Here is a 21,122-nt window from a genome sequence, read left to right on the forward strand (position 1 = left end):
CGCGCCGCCTGATTTCGCGGCTCAGGGCCCGTAGGCCACCGACGGCAGCCATGTCGTCAGCGCCGGGAACTCGAAGACGATGAAGAGCCCGAGAAGCTGCAGTAGCACGAAGGGGATGATGCCGCGGTAGATATCCGCGATCGTCACGCCCGGCGGGCACACGCCTTTCAGGTAGAAGAGCGCAAAGCCGACCGGCGGCGTGAGGAACGAGGTCTGCAGTGTCACCGCCACGAGGATCGCGAACCAGACCACTTGCGGCGTCTGCACCTGGTCAAAGCCCGGGATGTCGAGCTCGAGCCCGAGGATCACCGGCAGCATGAGCGGCATGATGATCAGCGTGATCTCGATCCAGTCGAGCAGGAAGCCCAGGATGAAGACGATGAAGAGGATGAACGCCACGACCATGTAGGGGTTCTCGAAGATGCCTTCGACCATGTGCTCGACCACCTCGTCACCGCCGTAGAGGCGCAGCACGAAGGCGAAGAAGTTCGCCGCGAGGAAGATGCCGAGGATGTAGCCCGCGGTGTTGAGCGTGGAGCGGGAGACGTCCCGGAGCACGCCGTAGGACAGGCGGCCATAGGCCACTGCGAGAAGCGTGGCCCCGAGCGCGCCGAGGCCCGAGGCTTCGGTGGGCGTGGCGAGGCCCGCGAAGATCGAGCCCAGGACGAGGAGAATGAGAAGTAGCGGCGGGATGACGGAGAGGAGCACTTCCTTCACGTCTTCCCAGCTCACGCCGCCCGCCCCCTCGGGGACCGGCATGTCCTGCGGGCGTATGAGCCCGTAGAGGACGATGAAGACGATGTAGAGCCCGCCGAGGATCAGCCCGGGGAAGAGCGCGCCCATGAAGAGATCACCGAGCGAGATCGCCAGCTGGTCGGACATGATGACGAGCATGATCGACGGCGGAATGAGGATGCCGAGTGTGCCGGAGGCCGCAATGGTGCCCGTGGCGATGGGCTTCGAATAATTCTGCCGCATCATCGCCGGAAGGGCCATCACGCCCAGAAGCGTCACCGAGGCCCCGATGACGCCCGTTGAGGCCGCAAGGATGATGCCGATCAGGAGCACCGTGAGCGAGAGCCCTCCGCGCAAGCCGCCGAAGAGGCGCTGCATGGATTGCATCATCCGCTGCGCCACCCCCGATTGATCGAGCATGAGCCCCATGAAGATGAACATGGGCAGCGCCACGAGGACCGGGCTCTGGACGATGTTGCCGAAGATCCTCGACGGGACAGAGCCCATCCTGCGCCACTCGATCCCGATCCTGTCGAACTCGATCACATCGCGGAAAGCCGAGCGGAAGGGATCAAGGAAGAAGACCGCGAAGAGGTAGAAGATCAGCGCCACGCCGACGAGGGCCATCGCCACTGGCACGCCCCGGAACAGGAGCACGATGAACGTGCCGAAAATGAGCGCCACGAGGATTTCGTTGAGCGTAAGGAACTGCCCGAGGAATTCGAGGATCGTCAGCATCAACGGGCCCTCCGGGCGAAGAGAACCGCGCCGAGGATGGCGGTCAGACCGAGGGAGACGACCACGGTGAGCTGCGTCTCATAGGGGCCGAACTCGACCTCGCCCATGAGGTATCCGTCCCGCGACACCGCCCGCACGGGCAGGTCGGGCATGGTCAGCCGCGAGGCCCACCAGAGGGCGTAGAAGACCGCGAAATTGATGGTGAGCGCGACCGACGGCAAGAGCCACTTGAAATGAGACCAGCCATCGGTCGTCCCGTGCTCGCCCAAAAGCCGCCTGAGGCGCGAGAAGCACGCCCAGCCGATCACAAGAAAGCTAAGGTTCATCAGGATCTTAAGGATCCATAGATTGTGAAGGCCGTTGGGCGAGGACGAACCTTCCATGGCCTGAACGGAGCTGACGGCGTAGTGGATCGTTACTTCCCAAACGATGAGCGAGAAGGGCAGGAAGAGCCAGCCGAGGGCGAAGAGGTCGATCCTGCGTTTCCGCTCGGGTTTGAAGTGATCGTAGAAGATATCCACGCGGACATGGCTGTTGGTCGTGACCGCGTAGGCCACGCCCACGAGGCAGGCGATTCCATAGAGCCACCACTGGAAGTCGTCGAGCCAGGCCTGGTTGCCGGGACCGATATCGAGCCTGCCGAAATTGCGGAAGAACACCTGGATGACGATGACCATCATCAGCGTGGGAAAGATCCAGGCGGCGAGGTTACCGAGCCCGATGACAAAGCGGTCGCCGCCATTGTGGCTCGCGCGGTCCACCTCGCCGGGATCGGAAAGCTTGATGAGCTCGTCTGGATTGGCTGACACGGGGTCCCCTCCCATCTGATGTCCACACTGCGGTGGGTTAAAAACCCACCCTACGCCCATCGGGTAGGGTGGGTTTCAAACCCACCTGCCGGGGCGAACCGGCAGGTGGCAACGCGCCCCGCGCGGGGGCGGGGCGCGCATCTGATTACTGGCGGGGACGCGGCAGGTAGATGTTGGAATTCCAGAGGTTGTAGCCCTCGCGGAATTCCTGGAGGTCGGCCCAGACCCGCGCGAAGAACTCGTCCTCGGCTGCGAGCTCGTCGGCCACCTCGTTCCAGGTCGCCTCGAAGACCGCGAGCTGCTCGGGTGTCCAGTTCTTGATGGTCACGCCACGCTCTTCGGTGTTCTCGACCATGGCCGCGAAGTTCGTCGCTTCACCCTCGGCATAGTTCGTCGTGACGTTGGCAAGGCAAGCCACTTCGATCTGGCGCTGCGCGCGCTCGTCGAGGTCGTTCCAGCGATCCGCGTTGATCAGGAGCTCGAACATCGTGGCGGGCTGGTGCCAGCCGGGGAAGTAGTTGAACTTCGCGATGTTGTAGAAGCCCAGGCGCGCGTCGATGCGCGGCATGGAGAACTCCGTGGCGTCGATCGCGCCGCGCTCAAGCGCCGGGAAGATGTCACCGCCCGCCAGAAGCGAGGTGGACACGCCCAGGCGCTGCATGACCTCGGCGCCAAGGCCGAAGAAGCGCATGTTCAGACCCTGCAGGTCCTCGAGCGAGGTGATCTCTTCCTTGAACCAGCCAGAGGTCTCCGGCGCGATGATCCCGCAGGGCAGAACCTTCACGTTGAAGCCGTTCATGTCATAGAGCTCCTGGAAGAGCTCGGCCCCGTCGTCATAGAGCATCCACGCGAGGAATTCGCCGGCTTCCGGGCCGAAGGGCACGGCGGCAAAGAGCGACGCGGCGGTCATCTTGCCCTGCCAGTAGCCGGCCGTCGTGTAGGCTGCATCCACGGAGCCGTTGGACACGGCATCAAGGGCCTCGAGCACCGGCACGAGCTCGCCGGGATCGAAATGCTCGAACTCCACCTCGGTGGAAATGCCGTTGATCTTGTCGACGAAATCGAGCGCGGCCGTGCCGAGGATCGGCAGGTTCTGACCGAACGCGGACGTCATCTCGAAGGTTTCCTGAGCCTGCACGGCGCCAGCGGTAAGCCCGGCGACGGCCAGGGCTGCGAATGTCTTCTTCATGGTTTTCCTCCCAGTGCGTTTCAGCGGGCGCAGGTCCCGCCAAGACTGCGGTTCTTGTCGCGAACAGGCCGCAAGTCCGCAACAGGAAAGAGCACAAATGTCGCATTTGCAAGCAATGCATACGTTGTTGCATGCGCTAAAAGACCAAAATGGCCTTTGCCTGCGGGGTTGTGGGTAGGCGCATGCGTCGGGGCCGGACAGGAAAATGGCCCGTGCTCGATGCACGGGCCGATACTTCGGTCGAGGTCTATTCTTTCGAATCACTCCTCTCCGTCGACATATTCTTTCAGGAGCTTTTCGTTTCGGGCTGCTTCCAGCTGCGCGATCCTGTCCTCGGCGCTCTGGGCATCGAAGCGGAACTTCACGAAGTTCACCAGCGACAGCGTCAGCATCAGGACGCCGATGCCCCAGAAACCCTTGGTGGCCAGTGGCACGTCGGTGGAAAGCCACAGCGAAATGCTGAGCATCACGTACGACACGGCGATGCCGAGGCCGTTGAAAAAGATGATGAGCGAGTTGTCCTTGTTGGTCATGGGATGTCTCCTGTCGGGGTGATTTTATGATTTGAGCCGGGCGAGAACGCCAGCGGCCGTGGATTTGGTGGTGCCGCCATAGCCTTCGGCGGCCATGCGGTCCTCGAGGGTGTCGTGGCTGAGATCGCCGTTGATCTCATCGAGGATCTGGCCCTGCTCAAAGGGATCATCCTGTCCGAGCACGCGGTCGATAAGCTCCTGGGCCTCATTGGCCGGGGCCGTGCGGGCGATCGAGCGATTGAGCCGTCTTTGGGTATCGGCCTCGCGGCGTGCGGCCGTGGCGGCGATCTGGCCCTGCTTCAGGTCGATGATGCGCCGATGCATGGCCTCCACCGAGCCCTTGAGCCGGATCACCTTCGCGTCGAGCCGGGCGATCGTGGCGTCCCTGACGATCTTTTCGTTCTCCATGGTGGCGATGGCCCCCGCGGCTTCTTCCGCGAGCGCATCGTTTCCGTCTTCCAAGGCGGCCTTCGCGCGCTCCGTCATCGTGTCGATGCGCTTGGCCAGCCCCTCCACCTGCCGCGTCTCGCTGCGCTGGCGCTGGATGAGCGCGGCAAGCGTTGCCTTGGCCGCGGCCATGCCATCTTCGGCTTCACGGATCTTCTGGGCGATGAGATCGAGCGCGTAGTGATCGCGCACGGCTTCCTCGGCCCGCCGGCTCTCGCCGATGAAGATGGTTTTGAGTGTTGCGAGCATGGTTGTCTCCCTTGCATGAACGCTGTTCACGAAATGCATATGGGAGAGCTTGAACCTCGTTCAAGAAAAAAATTGAACAACGTTCAATTTTTTTGAGGGGCTCTGCTCAGCGCGTGGCGATGTTCGTGAGGACGAGCTCGATCATCCGCTCGAGCTCTTCGAGGGGCACACCGGAAATGCGTCGCTCCAGCCCGAGCAGCACGATTCCGTGCACGGAGGAGAAGAGCGCGCGCGTCATCAGCGCGATATCGGCCTCCGAGTATTCGGGGTAGACCTGCGCGAGGGGGGCCGCGATAAATCCGAAGAGCTGCTTGAGCTCCGCGAGATACCAGTTCGGCACCTCATCCTGCTCAGTAAGTTCGATGTCGAAAAGCGCGCGCCAGAGAGCCGGGTTCTCGGTGGCAAAGTGCAGGTAGGCAGTCGAGAGCGCCACGAGCGTCTCCTCGGGTGGCAGGCCCTTTTGATGCGAGGCTGCGCCCACCGTCTCGCCGATCCGCTTGAAGGTGCGCCCGTTCACGGCCAGGGCGATGGCTTTCAGGTCACCGAAGACCGTGTAGATGGCACCCACAGAGCAGGGCGCCTCCTGCGCGAGGTCCCGGGCCTTGAGCGACTCGAGGCCGCCCTCGGCGATCCGCCGCTCGGCGATGTCGATGAGGCGCGTCCTCAGCGCCTCACGCTTTTCAGTGGTGTCCCGTGCCATGGTTGCCTGAACTACGTTCAGAGGCGCGGCCTGTCTAGTCGCGCGGCGCCGGCGCGCCGCCTTCGAACGCGTTGCCCTCCTCGTAGTCGCAGGGCGCTTCCTGCATCTGGAGGTGCAGGTCGCTTCCCTCGTAGGGATGGGCGCGGGCCAGCGCCTCGTCCACCTCGATCCCGAGGCCGGGGGCGTTCGGCGCGGGGATGAAGCCGCCCTCCACCCGGATCGATCCCTTGATGAGCGCGTCGTGGAAGGGCGTTTCGATCGTCTCGGCCATGAGCAGGTTGGGGATCGAGACGGCGAAGTTGACGTTTGCAGCCCATTCCACCGGCCCGGCATAGAGGTGCGGCGCCATCTGCGCGTTGTGCAGCTCGGCCAGCGCGGCGATCTTCTTGGCCTCCCAGAGGCCGCCCGCGCGCCCCAGCGCAGGTTGCAGGATCTCGGCCGCGCTCTGGCGCAGAACCTCGGCGAACTCCGCCTTCGTCGTGAGCCGCTCACCTGTGGCCACGGGCACCCGCACCGCGCGCGCGACCTTGGCCATCTCGCCCACGGCATCGGGCGGGATCGGCTCCTCGAACCAGAGCGGCGCGTAGGGCTCGAGCGCCTGGCCCAGCCGGATGGCACCGGCGGTCGTGAACTGTCCGTGGGTGCCGAAGAGCAGGTCGGCCCGGTCGCCCACCACCTCCCGGATCGCCTTGCAGAAGGCCACCGACATGGAGATATCGCGCATCCCCGGCATATGCCCGCCACGGAGCGTGTAGGGCCCCGCCGGGTCGAATTTCACCGCCGTGTAGCCAGCATCACAGGCCGCCAGCGCCGCCTCGGCGGCCATCTCGGGCGAGGTCCAGAAGTCCGCGAGGGAGTGCGAGGGCAGGGGATATAGATAGGTATAGGCCCGCACCCGCTCGTTCATCTTCCCGCCCAGAAGCTTCCAGACCGGCACGCCGCGCGCCTTGCCGAGAATATCCCAGCACGCGATCTCGAGCCCCGAGAACGCGCCCATGACCGTGAGGTCGGGCCGCTGCGTGAAGCCCGAGGAATAGGCACGGCGAAACATGAGCTCGATATTCGCCGGGTCCTCTCCCGCCATGTGCCGCTCGAAGACATCGCGGATGACCGCCTCCATGGCGCGAGGCCCCACGGAAGAGGCGTAGCATTCGCCCCAGCCCACGATGCCGTCACTGGTGGTCACCTTCACGAGGATCCAGTACCGCCCGCCCCAGCCCGGCGCGGGCGGCGCGGTAATGATGACATCGAGCTCCTGCAATCTCATGGCTTCATCTTTCCAGAAATACCTCGGGGATGAGGGGGCTGGCCCCACGATCTCAGAACACGATCACGTTCCGCTTGGCCGCGCCGGATTTCGTATCCGCGATGGCCTCGTTGATGTCTTCGAGCCTCCAACGCCCGGAGATCAGCTCATCGAGCTTGAGCCGCCCCTGCGCGTAGAGATCGACCATCCAGGGGATATCCCGCTGGATCACCACATCTCCCATCTTTGACCCCACCATGCCCTGGCCGGTGGCGGCGAGGATCACCGGCTCGTAGGCCGACGTCTGGCCCGTATGCGGCATGCCCACAAGGATCACCCGCCCGCCCGAGGCGAGGTAGCGGGGCGCCTGGTCGTAGGCCGGGATCGCCCCCACGGTGACGATGACCGCATCAGCCCCGCGCCCCATGGCCGCGATGGCCGCGCGCCAAGGCTTGGCTTCGGTGGCGAGGACGCCGTCGGTGGCGCCGAAATCCCGGGCGATGGCGAGCTTCTCTTCGCTCATGTCCACGGCCAGAATGCGCCGCGCACCGGCGATACGCGCACCCTGGATGGCATTGAGGCCCACGCCGCCCGCCCCGATCACGACCACGTCCTGCCCCGCGCGGAGGCCTGCCGCGTTCACCACCGCGCCCACGCCGGTGATCACGCCGCAGGCGATGAGCGAGGCCGCCTCCATGGACATGTCGGCCGTAAACTTCACCACCTGGCTCTGGTCCACGACGACCTTTTCCGCGAAGGCCCCGCTGTTCATGGCTTGCAAGACGGGCGCGCCATCCGGTGTGGAGAGGGGGCCGTTAGCGAAGGTGTCGACACCCGTCTCGCAGATGACCGGGCGACCGGACGCGCAGGACGGGCAGGTGCCGCAGGACCGGATGAGCGTGACGATCACCGTGTCTCCCTTGCGAAAGCCGCGCACGCCCTCGCCCACATCCGTCACCGTGCCCGCGGCCTCGTGGCCATAGACGGCCGGGAGCGTCCCGCCCCAGGCGCCCTCGGCATAGGAAATGTCGGAATGGCAAATCGCGCAGGCCCCGAGCGTCACTTCCACCTCGCCCGCCCGGGGCGCGGCGAGCTCCAGCTCCTCGATGACGAGCGGCGCGCCGAATTGGCGCGCGACCGCGGCCTTGATCCGCCCCATGGCTCTCTCCCTTGCCAGCCCGTTTGTCGCTACCCTCTACGGGCGACGGCAAAGAGCAAGTCCCTTTGCGTCATGCGGTGGCATCGCTACGCCGTTTGCGCGTCACGAAGACGAGGAGGCAAACGAAGACGAGGGCCGAGCTGAGCAGGAAGGGCGCGCCGGGCAGGTAGGTCCCGCCCTCGCGCGTGAAGAGGAAGAAGAGCTGCGTCATGACGAGCGGCGAGATGATGAGCGCCAGCGCCTTGGCCGAGGTGATGACCCCCTGCAATTCCCCCTGCTGGTTGTCGGCCGCCCGACGGCTCATGAGCCCTTGGAGCGCCGGTGTCACCACCGCGCCGAGCGCCGAGATCGGCGTGAGCGCCAGCACAACCCAGCCATTGGTGATGAACCCGAGCAGGATGAAGATGAAGACATTGAAAATGCAGCCGTAAAGGATCGTCCCCCGCTCGCCCAGCCGGGGCATGACAAAGCGGATGAGCACGCCCTGCACCAGCGCCATGGAGATGCCGAAACAGCCCAGCGACAGGCCCACCATGCCCTCCGACCAGCCGAACCGCTCCTGTGTGAAATAGGCCCAGACCGTCGGATAGACGATGAAGGCGAACTCGTAGACGAACGCGATGAGGAGGAGCCGCTGCACATCCTCGAGCTTGGCCACCGATTTGAGCGCGCCGAACGGGTTGGCGCGGCGGAGCTCGAAGGGCCGGCGGATGCGGTCGTCCACCGTCTCGGGCAGCACGAAATAGCCGAAGACGAGGTTGAGCGCCGCGAGCGCTGCGGCGGCAAAGAACGGCATCCGCGGGCCAAGCTCCCCCAGAAGCCCGCCGATGATGGGCCCGAGCACGAAGCCGATCCCGAAGGAGGCGCCGATCAGCCCGAAATTCGCGGCTTTCTTCTCCGGCGGGGAGATGTCGGCGATGAAGGCCGCGGCCGTCGATTGCGTGGAGGTGGCGATGCCTCCGATGATCCGCGTCAAGAGCAGCAGCCACATGGCATGCGCCATGCCCATGATCACGAAATCCACCGCCACGATGGCGAGCGAGCCGAGCAGGATCGGCCGCCGCCCGTAGCGGTCCGAAAGCGATCCGACGATGGGCCCGAAGAGAAACTGCATGCCGGCAAAAAGCGTCGTCATGATCCCGCCCCAGATCGCCGCCTGGCCGAGATCGGCGCCGGTGATGTCGCGGATGAGCGCGGGCAGCACCGGCAGGATGAGCCCGATCCCCATCGCGTCGATTGTGAGCGTGATGATGATGAAGGTGAGCGCCAGGCGCGGGTTGCGGACGGTCTTGGCCATGGTGCCCCTTTTCAGAGGTCAGCCTTAGCTGCTGAACTGCGTGGTTCAAAGCGAATTCGCGTGGGACGGAGCTTTGCGGGCGGGGCCGCGCGGCGCGTGCCTTGTCAGCCCGCCCTCGGCAGAGACCCCGAGGACGCGAGAAATTCCGTGATGAGCGCGGCGTAGCCCTGCGGGTCCTCCACGCAGGGCAGGTGGCCCGTGCCGCGCAGGATCTCGAAGCGCGCGCCCTCGATGAGCTCGACGGTCTCGCGCACGAGGTCGGGCGGGGTGGAGCCGTCCTCGCTTCCCGCGATCCCGAGCGTGGGCAGGCGGAGTGCGGCGGTGGGCGTGTAGAAGTCCGTGCCCGCGATGGCCTCGGAGCAGCCGATATAGCCGTCGACCGGGCACGCGCGGAGCATGTTTTCCCAGAGCGCGATCTCATCGCCAGCTTGGAAGCGTTTCGAAAACCAGCGCTCCATCGTCGGGGCCACTACGGCGTCCATGCCGCCCGCGCGGATCGCCTCGATCCGGCCCTGCCAGATCTCGCGCGTGCCGATCTTGGCCGCGGTATTGGAGAGCACGAGGGCGCTGATCAGGTCGGGCCGCTTCGCTGCGAGCCCCTGGGCGATCATGCCGCCGATGGAAAGCCCGACGAAGGTGCAGTCTCGTACGCCCAGCCCGTCGAGCAGCGCCTCCACATCGCGGATGAGCGCGCCCATCGTGTAAGGCGCCTCCGGCACGTCGCTGAGCCCATGGCCGCGCTTGTCGTAGCGAACAATGCGCAGACCGACCGGCAAACGGGGCACCAGCGCATCCCAAAGCCTAAGATCGGTGCCGAGCGAATTGGCAAATACGATCGGAGCGCCGTCCGGGTCGCCATCCTCGCGGTAATGCAGACGCACATCGCCGGTATCGAAGATCTTCAAGGCGTCAGCCTCATATGCGCGATGATCTGTCCGTGGTCGGAGGCAAGCTTGTTGTAGGGTGCCTCGGGATGGGCCCCATCTGTGAGGTGATCGTTGAGCACGCTGAAATACTCCATCTGCCCCAACGAGCTGCCATGTCCCGGCAGGAAATGGCGGGACATCAGAATCTGGTCGATGCTCTCGAAAGTCCCGCCGAAGGACGTCGTGAAGACCATGTCGCGCAGCGACTTGGCCACGAAGAGCTTTTCTGCCGAATGGAGGCGCACCGCCTCCATCTGCGTGCGAATGAGCGTGTCCTCCTCGTCGGTGTAGCGATCCGAGCGATGCTCTGCGTCGTGGCGCCGGATCCAGGCGTAGTTCTTGAAGGGTGCCTCTCCGCTGATGATCTCTGAACTGACGGCATGCTCCCCGTCGTTGAAATCGCCGAGCACCATGACGGGCTCTCCGGCTTCGAGGCTCTTGAGCACCTCGCGGCGCAGAACCCAGGCTTCTGCCATTCGGCGCAGGGCCGAGCGCAGCGCGCCCAGCGCGCGGCCGGCCGCGTCGTAGTTCACAAGATCCCGTTCGGCCCCGCCGGGCATGAACTCGCCGAGCTTCGACTTCAGGTGGCAATTGAAGACCGTGATGACCGTCCCGCCCACATCCACGCGAAGCTTCATGATCGGCCGGGACGTGCGGCGGATGGTGTAGCTGCCGCCGTCATCACCGCCCAGATCGGCGAAGGGGATCGTAAGCGGCGTGGCCAGTTCCTGGATCACCTCTACCTCGCCCACGAAGGGAAAGCGGGAGAGCACGGCGAGGCCGGGCCGCCGCGCGCCCGGCGCGCCATCATTTACATTCGCGGCGAAGGCGAGATGCAGCGGCTCGTAGGGCGCGAAGGCCAGCTTCCGAAAGATCGCCTTCCTCGCATAGCGCTTCGTCCGGTCAGGGACGACCGCCTCGTTCGCCGCGCGCCCGCGCGCGTTTGTCTCCGCGATCACTTCTCGCAGCGCGCTTTCCTCGAAGATCTCCTGGAAGCAGACGATATCGCTGTCCATCGACAGGAGCTGGTCGGCGAGCCAGTCTTCCTTCCACGCGTATTCCTCGGGCGTGTAGCTTTCGAAGCGGTAATACTCCTCGTCCGCGCCGATCAGGTTCTTCACGTTGAAGGAGGCGATGGAAAACTCGGTCATAGCCTCTCCAATGCACGTTCGAAGACCGCGCGGTCCACGTTGCCGCCGGAAATCGTACAAATCACGGCGTCCCCCTCGGTCTCTTCAGGGTGAAAGAGCGCGGCGGCGAGGGCCACGGCTCCGCCCGGCTCCACGACGAGCTTGAGCCGGAAAAAGGCCAGCGCCATCGCACGCAGAGCCTCCTCATCGCTGACGACGATGCCTGGCCCCACGAGGCGCTGTAGGATCGGAAAGGTCATCTTTCCGGGCGATGGCGTGATGATGGCGTCGCAGAGTCCGCCTGCGCTGCGGGCGTTGCGTTCGATCCGGCCCGAAACGAGGGACCTCGCCACGTCGTCATACCCCTCCGGCTCGACGGGCCGGACCCGGTGGGCGCCCTCGGTGGCGAGCGCGATGCCAGAGGTGAAGCCGCCGCCGCCGCAGCACACGAAGATCTCGGCCCCGTCAGCGCCGGCCTCCCGCGCCTGTTCGGCGATCTCGAGGCCGCAGGTGCCTTGCCCGGCGATCACCTCGGCGGCGTCGAAGGGCGGGATCAGCGTGAGCTGTCTCTCCTCTGCGATGGTCTTGCCGATCTCTTCGCGGCTTTCGCCGTCGCGGTTGTAGAGCAAGACTTCCGCACCCAGCGCGCGTGTGTTCTCGATTTTGATCTCGGGCGCGTCGGAGGGCATGATGATCACAGCGCTGGTGCCGTGGAGCGCGGCGGCATGGGCCACGGCCTGAGCGTGGTTGCCAGAGGAATAGGCGATCACGCCGCGCGCGCGCACGTCGTCGGGGAGCGCCGAGACCGCCGACCATCCGCCACGGAACTTGAACGAGCCCGTGTGCTGGAGGCACTCGGCCTTTACCAGAACGCGCCGCCCGGCGAATTCGTCGAGAAAGGGCGAGCTGAGCAGGGGGGTGCGCCGTACATGGCCCGCACCCCGGGCCGCGCTCGCGCGGATCATGTCGATGTTCATAGGGTGTCCATCCATGCCGAAAGGGCGGCGAGCGCTTCGGGCTCGTCGAGGAAGGGAACGTGTCCGCGATCCGGTACCTCCGCGCGGATCATGTCCGGGCGGCGGAGCGCCATCTCGTCGGCAGTTTCCCGGCTCAGGAGATCGGAATTCGCGCCCCTGATGAGCGCGAGCGGCAGGTCTGCCAGGGCATCGAAGATCGGCCAGAGGTCCGGTGCCGCCGCGGCCTCGTTGCCGAGCACAGCCTCGCGCAAGGCCGGATCATAGGTGATGTCGAGCCCGTCGGGCGCCGCGCGGTAATGCAGCATGACCTCCTGCGCCCAGCGCGTCTCCGGCACATTTCGGAAGCCCGCCATGACCGCGCCGCGCTTCGAGATCGCCTCGTCGAGGGTGCGGAATGCGGGGCGGCGGCCGAGGTAATCCTTGATAACGTCGAGCCCCGTCGTCTCGATCTTGGGGCCGATATCGTTGAGCGCGACGCCGAGGAGCCGCTCCTTGGACGCAAATGCGAGGCCCATGGCGATGAGCCCGCCGCGCGACGTCCCCAAGATGGCCGCCCGCGCGATCCCCAGGTGATCGAGCAACTCGAGCGCATCTTGCCCCTCGTGCTGGATGGAATAGGTCGCCGCGCCCGACCAATCCGAACGTCCGCGCCCGCGGTAGTCCATGCGGATCAGGCGACAGGGCGGCAGGTGCGGGGCGACGTAGTCGAAATCACGGCCCGTGCGCGTGAGCCCGGCGAGGCAGAGGATCGGCCGGCCGGTGCCTTCGTCGGTGAAATGGATGCGTGCCCCGTCGGAGGCCTCGAAATGGGGCATCAGAGCAAGTCCGGAAGGCTGCTCAGGTCGCGCAGCACGTGCTGCGGCTTGCCGGGGAGGCGGTCCATGGGCGCACCAGCGCGGTTCACCCACACCGTGCGGAAGCCGTAGGCGGCGGCATGGGCCGCGTCCCAGCCATTCGAGCTGACGAACATGACCTCGCCCGGCGCGGTGCCGAACATCTCCCCCACCATGTCATAGACCTTGGAAGAGGGCTTGAAGATGCCCACGTCTTCCACGCTGAGCTGCGCATCGAGGAGATCGCCCAGCCCCGCCGAGCGCGCTGCGGCCTCGAGCATCGCCGGTGAGCCATTCGAGAGGATCCCCGTCGCGAGACCGCGCGCCTTCAGCGCCGCGAGCATGGAAGAGACCTCCGGGTAGGCCCCGAGCTCCCAGTAGAGATCGAGGAGACGCGTCCGCAGGTCTTCGCCCGCCAGCCCCGTCGCCTCCATGGCCCAGTCGAGCCCGTCCTGCGTAACCTGCCAGAAATCCGTATGCGTTCCGGCGACCGCGCGCAGCCACGTGTATTCGAGCTGTTTCGTGCGCCAATCGGCGGCGAGTTGGGGCCAGACCTCCGCGAGTTCGGGACGTTCCTCCGCGGCGGCGCGGGCAGCTGCGGATACGTCGAAGAGGGTGCCGTAGGCGTCGAAGATGCAGGTGGTGATCATGGCGCGACGCTGGCACAGGCCGCACGGGTTGAAAAGCCGGGATGCCTCCGGCGGAGGTACAGGGCACAAAGAAACCGGGGATGGGACGCCACTTGGACATCTCGATCTGTGGCGCCGGTTTTACCACGCGCGCGCTGCTTATTTGTGCGTCGTACCTCGGGGAGCGCGAGGGGCTGGCCCCTCGCTCCCGGCCTATCCACGCGTGAAAGAGAAGCCCGTGGCGCGGGACCAATGCGGCTCTCGCTCTTCGGCCAGGTCGGAGAGACCGGTGGCGAGGTGGAGCGCCGTGGCCGCGAGGCCGAGCGCCGCGAGCCCCCAGCTCCCGATGTGGAAGTAGGCCGCCAGACCGCCAGGCGAGAGGGAGAGGGGCCACCAGAAACGCAGCCAGCGGCACAGGTGGCAGCCATCGCCCGCGAGCACGAGCCCGGCGCGGCGATGCTCCGGCGCGGGGTGCTTCTGGGTCAGCATGCGAAGCGCAAGGGTCAGGGGCGCGAGGCCGAAGGCGCCTGCGAGCCAGAGTGCCAGCGTGAGGCCCGTCCCGAGGCCCGCTTGATCGCTCAGGAAGTAGATCGGGCAGGCCACCGCCGCCGACAGACCGCCCTCGATGGTCGCCGCCTTGATGCGCGCCGCGATCATCGCGGTCAGAGATTGTCGGGCTGAGGCATGCCGAGAATGTGGTAGCCGCCGTCGACCATGATGCACTCGCCCGTCGTGCAATCGGCGTAATCGGATGCCAGATAGACTGCCGTCCCGCCGATGGCTTCGAGGGTGGCGTTCTTGCGCAGTGGGGCGTTGGCCTGCGTGAAGCGGAACGTCTTCCGCGCGCCGCCGATGGCCGCGCCGGAGAGCGTCTTCATGGGGCCGGGCGAGATGAGGTTCACGCGGATCCCCTGGGGCCCGAGATCATTGGCGAGATAGAGGACGGTCGTCTCGAGCGCGGCCTTTGCCACGCCCATGACGTTGTACCAGGGCGTCGCTTTCTTGGAGCCCTGGTAGGTCAGCGCCATGATGGAGCCGCCCTCGGTCATCAGCGGCGCGGCGTTGCGCGCCATGTCGATGAGCGAATAGGCCGAGATATCGAGCGAGTTCTTGAAATTCGCGCGCGTCGTGTTCGTAAAAGACCCGGTGAGCTCGGTCTTGTCGGAATACGCGATGGCGTGAACGCAGAAGTCGAGGCTTCCCCAGTCGGCTGCGAGCGTATCGAAGGCGGCTTTTGAGACAGCGTCATCGGTGGCCGAGTAATCCAGCACGTGCTTGACGCCCATTTCCTCGGCGAGCGGGGTCACCTTGGCGCCGAAGATATCCATCTGGCAGGCGAAGGCGAGCTCTGCACCTTCGGCCTTCATCGCGGCGGCGATGCCGTATGCGATGGAGCGGTTGTTGGCGATGCCGGTGATGAGGCCGCGTTTGCCTGCGAGAAGCTCTGCCATGGTGATTACCCGTCGTGCTTGCTCATGATCATGGTGGCGTTGGTGCCACCGAAGCCGAAGCTGTTGGAGAGCACGCTGTCGAGTTCGACGTTTTCGCGGAGCTCTGTGGCAATTTCGTCAGGGCGGAGCTCTGGGGCGAGCTCGGTGACGTTGATCGAGGGGGCGATGAAGCCCTTGTCCATCATGATGAGCGAGTAGATCGTCTCGTGCACGCCAGCACCGCCGAGGGCGTGGCCCGTCTGGCTCTTCGTGGAAGTCACGACCGGGTGCTCTTCGCCGAAGACGCGGCGCACGGCCATCATCTCGGTGACGTCGCCCACCGGCGTCGAGGTGCCGTGCGCGTTGATGTAGTCGATCTTGCGGCCCTCCGGCAGCGTCGCGAGCGCGAGCTTCATGGACCGCTCACCGCCCTCGCCCGAGGGCGCGACCATGTCGTGGCCGTCGGAGGTCGCGCCATAGCCCGTCACCTCGCCGTAGATCTTCGCGCCGCGGGCCTTGGCGTGCTCGAGCTCCTCGAGGACCACCATGCCGCCGCCCCCGCCGATGACAAAGCCGTCGCGCGTGGCATCAAAGGGGCGCGAGGCGGTCTCGGGGGTTTCGTTGTACTTCGAGCTCATCGCGCCCATGGCGTCGAAAAGGCAGGAAAGCGTCCAGTCGACCTCTTCACCGCCGCCCGCGAAGACGATGTCCTGCTTGCCCATCTGGATCTGCTCGGTGCCCACGCCCATGCAGTGGAGCGTCGTGGAGCAGGCCGAGGTGATGGAGTAGTTCTGCCCTTTGATCTTGAAGGGCGTGGCGAGGCAGGCGGACACGGTGGACGACATGCACCGCGTGACCATGAAGGGCCCCATCCGCTTCGGCGCGCCCTTGTTGATGACGGTGTCGAAGGCGGTGAAGAAGTTCGAGGTCGACGGCCCGCCCGAGCCCGCGATGAGACCGGTGCGCTCGTTGGAGACATCGCTTTCCTCGAGCCCGGCATCGGCGATGGCCTGTTCCATGGCGATGTAGCTGTAGGCGGCACCGGGGCCCATGAAGCGCAGCTGGCGTTTGTCGATGTGCTCGGAGACGTCGATCTGCGGGATGCCGGCGACCTGGGACCGGAAGCCGTTTTCCTTGTATGTCGGCTCGGCGCGGATGCCCGACCGGCCCGCGCGCAGCGAAGCCTCCACCTCTGCCACGGAATTCCCGATGGGGGATACGATCCCCATTCCAGTGATAACGACCCGGCGCATATAGCCTCCCACCTGCGGTTTCGCGGGCTTTTAGGGGAGGGTGGACATTGGGGCAAGGGCAGCCGGGCGCAACGGTCTCACCGGAGAGGATAGCGGTAGCCGGTTGCCTGTCGCTGCATTGCTCTCCCGGCCGGGTGCGTGGACGGGGCGGAAAAAAGGAGCGCTGTTGCCCATGGTGCAAGCCCGGCGAACCGGTGTTTTCACTGAGCGTCAGTGTGGAACGCGCGTTTCGGGCGCTCCGTCATGGTGGATTGATGTTCTTTCATGGCGGCTGAACTGGCCCGTCTCGCGGGTTGTTCTTCCCGTCAGTCGCGGTAGGTGGGCCTCCGACTAGCAATGAAGGAGATCCCTATGACACTCGTTCGCAGCCTCGTACTTGCCTCGATCGGATTTGCCGCTCCCGCCGCCGCGCAGGAAGGCTTCGGCCCGCTCGTGAGCCCGGCCGAGCTCAACGCTGAGCTCGGTGCGCCGCTCATCCTCGACATTCGTGGCGATGCCTTTGCCGAGGGCCACATCCCCGGCGCGGTGCAAGCCTCCTACGGTCTCTTCCGCGGCCCCGCCGAGAACCCGGGCCAGCTCGTGGCCGAGGATCATCTCGAAGACGTGCTCGGCGCCGTGGGCCTCGAGCTCGACCGTCCGGTCGTTGTCGTTCACCAGGGCGACTCGATCACCGATTTCGGCGCGGCCGCACGCGTCTACTGGACGTTGAAATCCTCCGGCGTGAGCAGTCTCTCCATTCTCAATGGCGGCGTGAATGCCTGGCAAGAGGCGGGATATGACCTGTCGACCGACGCGGTCGCACCCACGCCCACCGTGGTCGACATCTCCTTTTCCGACGAGTGGCTCGCCACGACGGACGCCGTCCTCGAGATCGTGAATGGTGGCGACGAGGCGCTTCTCCTCGATGCACGGCCCGAAAGCTTCTGGTCAGGTGAGCAGGCGCACCCCGCCGCTGCCCGTGCCGGGACGCTGCCGCAATCCGAGTACTTCGAGCATGCCAGCTGGTTCGACGGCGGCCCCGCGATCATCGATCCCGCCGCGGCCCAAGCCCTCGCGGCCGAGCGGAATTTCGATGGTCAGTCCCAGATTGTCTCGTTCTGCAACACGGGCCACTGGGCCGCGACCAACTGGTTTGCCCTGTCGGAACTCGCGGGCGTTGAGAACGTCAAGCTCTACCCCGAGTCTCTCGTGGGCTACTCCAACGCGGGTCACGAGATGGCCAACACGCCGGGCCTTCTGCAGAACCTGATCAACCAGATCTCCGGCGGCTGACGCCAGCCGGGAAAGGAACCACGCATGAGCGATGTGACGGTAGAACCCCGCGCGCTCCCCAACCTGTCCCGACGCGCCGCCCTTCTCGGGGCGGCGTTTGCCATCGTGTTCGCCGTCGCCGTGCTGGCGGGGGCGCGTTACGGGCTTCTGCTGGCCCTCGGGCTGGGCTTTGGCATGGTGCTCGAGGGGCTGCGCTTTGGCTTCGCGGGCCCCTGGCGGGCGATGATCCTGCGGCGGGAGCCAGGCGGGATGCTCGCGCAACTCCTCGCGATCGGGCTCGTGGCCATCGCGGCCATCCCCTTACTCGAGACCGCGGGGGAGGAGCTCCTCGGGGCCCATGCGCCCGTGGGCTGGGCCATGGTTGGGGGCGCCTTCGTCTTTGGCGCGGCCATGCAGGTGGTGCTCGGCTGCGGCTCCGGCACCCTCGTGAATGCCGGATCGGGCAATCCCGTCGGCCTCCTCGCGCTGCCATTCTTTGCCCTCGGCAGCTTCGCAGGCGCCTATCATCTCTTCTGGTGGACGGGGCTCGGGACCTTCGAGACGGTGGTCTTCTCCGGGTCGTCAGGCCTCGCGCTGACGCTCACGGGGCTGGCCGTATCCGCCGCACTCCTTTGGGCGCTGGGCGCGAAGGGTAAGCGCTCTATCCCGACGCGCCTCCTTTGGGCCTCGGCGCTTGTGGCAGGCCTCGCCATCCTGAACCTCGTCGTGTCTGGCCAGCCCTGGGGCGTGGTCTATGGCCTCGGACTTTGGGCCGCGAAGGGCGCGGTGGCGCTCGGGGCGGACCTGTCGGGTTCGGGCTTCTGGTCGGCGGGCTCCAACGTGGAGCGTTTGGGCGAGAGCGTGCTCACCGATGTGACCTCGCTCACTAATATCGGGATCATCGGGGGCGCGTTCCTCATCGCGGCTTGGCGCGCGGGCGGGCTGTCCGCCCGGCTGCCTTCGCTGCCCGCCCGTGCGTGGGTCGCCACGATCGTGGCGGGGTTCCTGCTGGGCTACTCGTCCCGGCTCGCCTTCGGGTGCAACGTGGGGGCGTTTTTCTCCGGGATTTCCACGGGAAGCCTGCATGGCTGGGTCTGGTTCGTGGCGGCTTTTGCCGGGTCGGTCTGGGGCGTGCGGCTGCGTGCCCGTCTCTTCGAAGGAAGCGCGCCATGACCCGGGTGACGACGGCGACCGCCACGCTGGCGCTCATCGCGGGCCTGCTGGCCTTCGATCTCGCGACGGCGGAGCTCAACCCCTATCAGGCGCCGCCGGTGCTCGCCTTGGGATCCGGGGCGGCGGCGGGTGGCGCCCACTGCGCGGCGCTTCTAGAGTAGGGTGCCAACGTTAACGCCGGCGAGAGCGGGCGGAGCGTACACACTCGGCGGATTGTGCGACTTGTGTAGGCTCGCTCAGCTCTCGCTGAGCGCCACCTTCATGTCCTTGACGGCATAGATCTGCTCGCCGTCGGCCTCCACGATCCCGTCCGCCACGCCCATGGTGAGGCGGCGGGTCTGGATCGCCTTGGTGAACTCGATCTTGTAGGTGAGCATTTTGCGGTCCGGGCGGACCATGCCGGTGAGCTTCACCTCGCCCACGCCGAGCGCGTAGCCGCGCCCCTGCCAGCCGCGCCAGCCGAGATTGAAGCCGGTGAGTTGCCAGAGCCCGTCGAGGCCCAGGCAGCCCGGCATGATCGGGTTGCCCGGGAAGTGACACTCGAAGAACCAGAGGTCGGGCGTGATATCGAATTCCGCGATGATGTGGCCTTTGCCATGGGCGCCGCCATCGGAGGAAATGTCGGTGATGCGGTCCATCATCAGCATAGGCGGCTCTGGCAATTGCGCATTGCCCGGCCCGAAAAGCTCGCCGCGCGCGCATTTAAGAAGATCGTCGCGGTCGAACGTCGTTGGGAAATCGGCCATGCTGCACCCTTGCCTCGATGATTTTGCGCCCCCTAGCATCGGGCGCGCGGGCCATGCAAGGCGCAGACCCGCTGCGATTGCCGTGCCGCCGCGGCGCGCCGCGACATTTGAAACCGTTTGAAAATGGTTCGCAAAATCGCATATATAGCCAGGAAAGCGAGCGAGCGATGACGATCACGAGCCAGACAACATCCGAACGCGGGACCGCGTGGCTGACCGAAGGCGGGCTCCGCCCGACCAAGCAGCGCGTCACGCTGGCGGCTTTGCTCGTGGGCGACGGACGCGACCGGCACGTGACGGCGGAGAGCCTTTATGATGCGTCGCGCAAGGCCGGTGAGAAGGTTTCGCTGGCGACGGTCTACAACACGCTTCGCGCGTTCTGCGAGGCCGGTCTTATGCGCGAGATCACTGTGGACGGCTCGAAAAGCTACTTCGACACCAACATGTCCGACCACCCGCATTTCTTCTGGGAAGACACCAATTCCCTCTCGGACGCGCCTGCGGAAGAGCTGGAGATCAAGCGGCTGCCGGAAGCGCCAGCGGGCGCCGAGATCGCCAAGGTAGACGTGGTGATACGCCTGCGCCGCACCTAGGCGTCAGTCCCTATTAGATCATTCGAAAGACATGACGTGCGCGTGAGCGCGCGTTTACGCTGCGAGCCGTGATCTCTGAGGCGCGAGCCTCCCGGAGTGTCTTTGCCTCTCACCACGTGTTAAATGGCGCACCCACGTGCCTCACCAAAGGAGCCCGAGCGGCCTCAGAACCATTGCCCCGGCTCCATGAGGCCGAGGTCCATGAGCTGGCGCGCCTTCCAGTCGAACTTGACCGAGTTGTGCCAGCGGAAGCTGTTGATCTCGAAGGTCGATCCGGGATTGCGCTTGAGCGCCTTGGCGGTGCGAAACGAGCAGATCGCGGCCGTCATGGAATGGTGCCACGGGCAGGCATAGGTGTTGTATTCGGGATCGTTGAACGTGTGATCTTCCGAGACCTTGAGGCCGGAGCGCGCCTTGAAGAGCGCAACGCGGTCGATCCTCCGCCGCGTCTTGGGCACGTGCTCCTCGAGGCGCCAGCGCAGCCCGCCGAAGAAATCCATCTGCCGGTCGATCGGGTTGCCCCAGCGATCCGTGCGCGCCAGCGCATAATATCCCGTCCGATCGAACATCGCGTCTTCGAGTGAGACGCCGGAGGGGTGACGCTCCAGATCATCGGCGTAGAGATCGACGACGAAGGTGAGGATGGAGTCCCGCCGCTCTTCCGTCGTGAACGTGATCATTTCCGCCACGTTCCGCGTCTCCGAGAACGGGAAGAAGAGGAACTCCGCGTTGAAGCAATAGTAGAACCAGACCGAAGACGGCGCTGCCTTGATGCATCGGTTGACGATCTCGTGCGCCGCGGGGCCGGCCACGAGATCCCACGCGACGCAGACCGATGCGCTCCGGGTCGCGGGCCCGATTTCCACATCCGCGGCGATGAAGGCGATGACTTCGCGAAAGCCCGCCGCGAGGTGATGGGCGAGCGTTTCCTCCACCGCGACCGCGTCCTCGGCGAAGATCAGCGCCACCGGCCCCTTGGCCAGATGCGCTTTGCCCTTGCGCAGGAAGTCATCGACGCTTGCGTAGTTCATGCCCCTGTCTTTCCCGGCTTTTCCTTGCATTGCAAGGCGCCCGTCTTA

At 65.7% G+C, this 21,122-nt stretch carries 23 protein-coding genes; 4 read left to right on the plus strand and 19 right to left on the minus strand.

Going from position 1 to position 21,122, the window contains the following annotated elements; all coding sequences use genetic code 11:
• Positions 1 to 21: 21 nt before the first annotated feature.
• The 17 genes from AAFM92_00240 to fabB all read right to left on the minus strand — a co-directional run bounded on the left by AAFM92_00240 (position 22) and on the right by fabB (position 16,280).
• Positions 22 to 1,473: a TRAP transporter large permease subunit gene (locus AAFM92_00240; protein ID MEL7298785.1), complete on the minus strand. Its 1,452-nt coding sequence runs from the start codon at positions 1,471 to 1,473 to the stop codon at positions 22 to 24.
• Positions 1,473 to 2,282, minus strand: a complete 810-nt coding sequence (locus tag AAFM92_00245) for a TRAP transporter small permease subunit (protein ID MEL7298786.1) — start codon at positions 2,280 to 2,282, stop codon at positions 1,473 to 1,475. Before AAFM92_00245 ends, AAFM92_00240 begins: the two co-directional genes overlap by 1 nt.
• 145 nt (positions 2,283 to 2,427) lie before the next feature.
• On the minus strand, positions 2,428 to 3,471 hold the full coding sequence (locus AAFM92_00250; protein ID MEL7298787.1) for a TRAP transporter substrate-binding protein: 1,044 nt from the start codon (positions 3,469 to 3,471) through the stop codon (positions 2,428 to 2,430).
• A gap of 260 nt (positions 3,472 to 3,731) precedes the next feature.
• Entirely contained in the window at positions 3,732 to 4,004 is a 273-nt protein-coding gene (locus AAFM92_00255) for a hypothetical protein (GenBank protein MEL7298788.1), read from the minus strand.
• A 24-nt stretch (positions 4,005 to 4,028) separates the two neighbouring features.
• Entirely contained in the window at positions 4,029 to 4,700 is a 672-nt protein-coding gene (locus AAFM92_00260) for a PspA/IM30 family protein (GenBank protein ID MEL7298789.1), read from the minus strand.
• 106 nt (positions 4,701 to 4,806) lie between these two features.
• Complete coding sequence (locus tag AAFM92_00265; protein ID MEL7298790.1) at positions 4,807 to 5,400, minus strand: TetR/AcrR family transcriptional regulator; 594 nt, start codon at positions 5,398 to 5,400, stop codon at positions 4,807 to 4,809.
• 34 nt (positions 5,401 to 5,434) lie between these two features.
• Entirely contained in the window at positions 5,435 to 6,667 is a 1,233-nt protein-coding gene (locus AAFM92_00270) for a mandelate racemase/muconate lactonizing enzyme family protein (protein ID MEL7298791.1), read from the minus strand.
• Positions 6,668 to 6,719: 52 nt separating this feature from the next.
• Complete coding sequence (locus AAFM92_00275; protein ID MEL7298792.1) at positions 6,720 to 7,805, minus strand: Zn-dependent alcohol dehydrogenase; 1,086 nt, start codon at positions 7,803 to 7,805, stop codon at positions 6,720 to 6,722.
• Positions 7,806 to 7,875: 70 nt separating this feature from the next.
• A complete protein-coding gene (locus AAFM92_00280) occupies positions 7,876 to 9,102 on the minus strand; it encodes a TCR/Tet family MFS transporter (GenBank protein ID MEL7298793.1) in 1,227 nt (408 codons plus the stop codon).
• 104 nt (positions 9,103 to 9,206) lie between these two features.
• Entirely contained in the window at positions 9,207 to 10,007 is an 801-nt protein-coding gene (gene pcaD / locus AAFM92_00285) for a 3-oxoadipate enol-lactonase (GenBank protein MEL7298794.1), read from the minus strand.
• Positions 10,004 to 11,179, minus strand: a complete 1,176-nt coding sequence (locus AAFM92_00290; GenBank protein ID MEL7298795.1) for an endonuclease/exonuclease/phosphatase family protein — start codon at positions 11,177 to 11,179, stop codon at positions 10,004 to 10,006. Before AAFM92_00290 ends, pcaD begins: the two co-directional genes overlap by 4 nt.
• Positions 11,176 to 12,135: a threonine/serine dehydratase gene (locus tag AAFM92_00295; protein MEL7298796.1), complete on the minus strand. Its 960-nt coding sequence runs from the start codon at positions 12,133 to 12,135 to the stop codon at positions 11,176 to 11,178. Before AAFM92_00295 ends, AAFM92_00290 begins: the two co-directional genes overlap by 4 nt.
• Complete coding sequence (locus tag AAFM92_00300; GenBank protein MEL7298797.1) at positions 12,132 to 12,950, minus strand: alpha/beta hydrolase; 819 nt, start codon at positions 12,948 to 12,950, stop codon at positions 12,132 to 12,134. Before AAFM92_00300 ends, AAFM92_00295 begins: the two co-directional genes overlap by 4 nt.
• Positions 12,950 to 13,618, minus strand: coding sequence for a haloacid dehalogenase type II (locus AAFM92_00305; protein MEL7298798.1), 669 nt, complete (start codon positions 13,616 to 13,618; stop codon positions 12,950 to 12,952). Before AAFM92_00305 ends, AAFM92_00300 begins: the two co-directional genes overlap by 1 nt.
• Before the next feature lie 192 nt (positions 13,619 to 13,810).
• The gene (locus tag AAFM92_00310; GenBank protein MEL7298799.1) at positions 13,811 to 14,254 is read right to left on the minus strand and encodes a hypothetical protein; all 444 of its coding nucleotides are present in this window, start codon (positions 14,252 to 14,254) and stop codon (positions 13,811 to 13,813) included.
• A gap of 5 nt (positions 14,255 to 14,259) precedes the next feature.
• Complete coding sequence (locus AAFM92_00315) at positions 14,260 to 15,048, minus strand: enoyl-ACP reductase (GenBank protein ID MEL7298800.1); 789 nt, start codon at positions 15,046 to 15,048, stop codon at positions 14,260 to 14,262.
• Between the two features lie 5 nt (positions 15,049 to 15,053).
• On the minus strand, positions 15,054 to 16,280 hold the full coding sequence (fabB, locus tag AAFM92_00320) for a beta-ketoacyl-ACP synthase I (protein ID MEL7298801.1): 1,227 nt from the start codon (positions 16,278 to 16,280) through the stop codon (positions 15,054 to 15,056).
• Between the two features lie 351 nt (positions 16,281 to 16,631).
• Here fabB and AAFM92_00325 point away from each other — a divergent pair, with 351 nt between their 5' ends.
• From AAFM92_00325 to AAFM92_00335, 3 genes are read left to right on the plus strand one after another with little or no spacing between them, the layout of a single operon-like run.
• Entirely contained in the window at positions 16,632 to 17,552 is a 921-nt protein-coding gene (locus tag AAFM92_00325; protein ID MEL7298802.1) for a rhodanese-like domain-containing protein, read from the plus strand.
• A 24-nt stretch (positions 17,553 to 17,576) separates the two neighbouring features.
• Positions 17,577 to 18,704 (plus strand): YeeE/YedE family protein, encoded by a 1,128-nt coding sequence (locus AAFM92_00330; GenBank protein ID MEL7298803.1) that lies wholly within the window; start codon positions 17,577 to 17,579, stop codon positions 18,702 to 18,704.
• Positions 18,701 to 18,865 (plus strand): hypothetical protein, encoded by a 165-nt coding sequence (locus AAFM92_00335; GenBank protein ID MEL7298804.1) that lies wholly within the window; start codon positions 18,701 to 18,703, stop codon positions 18,863 to 18,865. Before AAFM92_00330 ends, AAFM92_00335 begins: the two co-directional genes overlap by 4 nt.
• A gap of 75 nt (positions 18,866 to 18,940) precedes the next feature.
• Here the strand turns inward: AAFM92_00335 and fabA are convergent, their stop codons facing one another.
• Positions 18,941 to 19,450, minus strand: coding sequence for a bifunctional 3-hydroxydecanoyl-ACP dehydratase/trans-2-decenoyl-ACP isomerase (gene fabA / locus AAFM92_00340; protein MEL7298805.1), 510 nt, complete (start codon positions 19,448 to 19,450; stop codon positions 18,941 to 18,943).
• A gap of 167 nt (positions 19,451 to 19,617) precedes the next feature.
• Between fabA and irr the strand changes: the two genes are divergently transcribed.
• Positions 19,618 to 20,043, plus strand: coding sequence for a Fur family transcriptional regulator Irr (irr, locus tag AAFM92_00345; protein MEL7298806.1), 426 nt, complete (start codon positions 19,618 to 19,620; stop codon positions 20,041 to 20,043).
• A gap of 164 nt (positions 20,044 to 20,207) precedes the next feature.
• Here irr and AAFM92_00350 read toward each other — a convergent pair whose 3' ends face one another.
• Positions 20,208 to 21,074 (minus strand): hypothetical protein, encoded by an 867-nt coding sequence (locus tag AAFM92_00350; GenBank protein ID MEL7298807.1) that lies wholly within the window; start codon positions 21,072 to 21,074, stop codon positions 20,208 to 20,210.
• Positions 21,075 to 21,122 lie beyond the last annotated feature (48 nt).

The organism is Pseudomonadota bacterium (genome assembly GCA_038533575.1).
Taxonomy (GTDB): Bacteria; Pseudomonadota; Alphaproteobacteria; order Rhodobacterales; family Rhodobacteraceae; genus Shimia_B.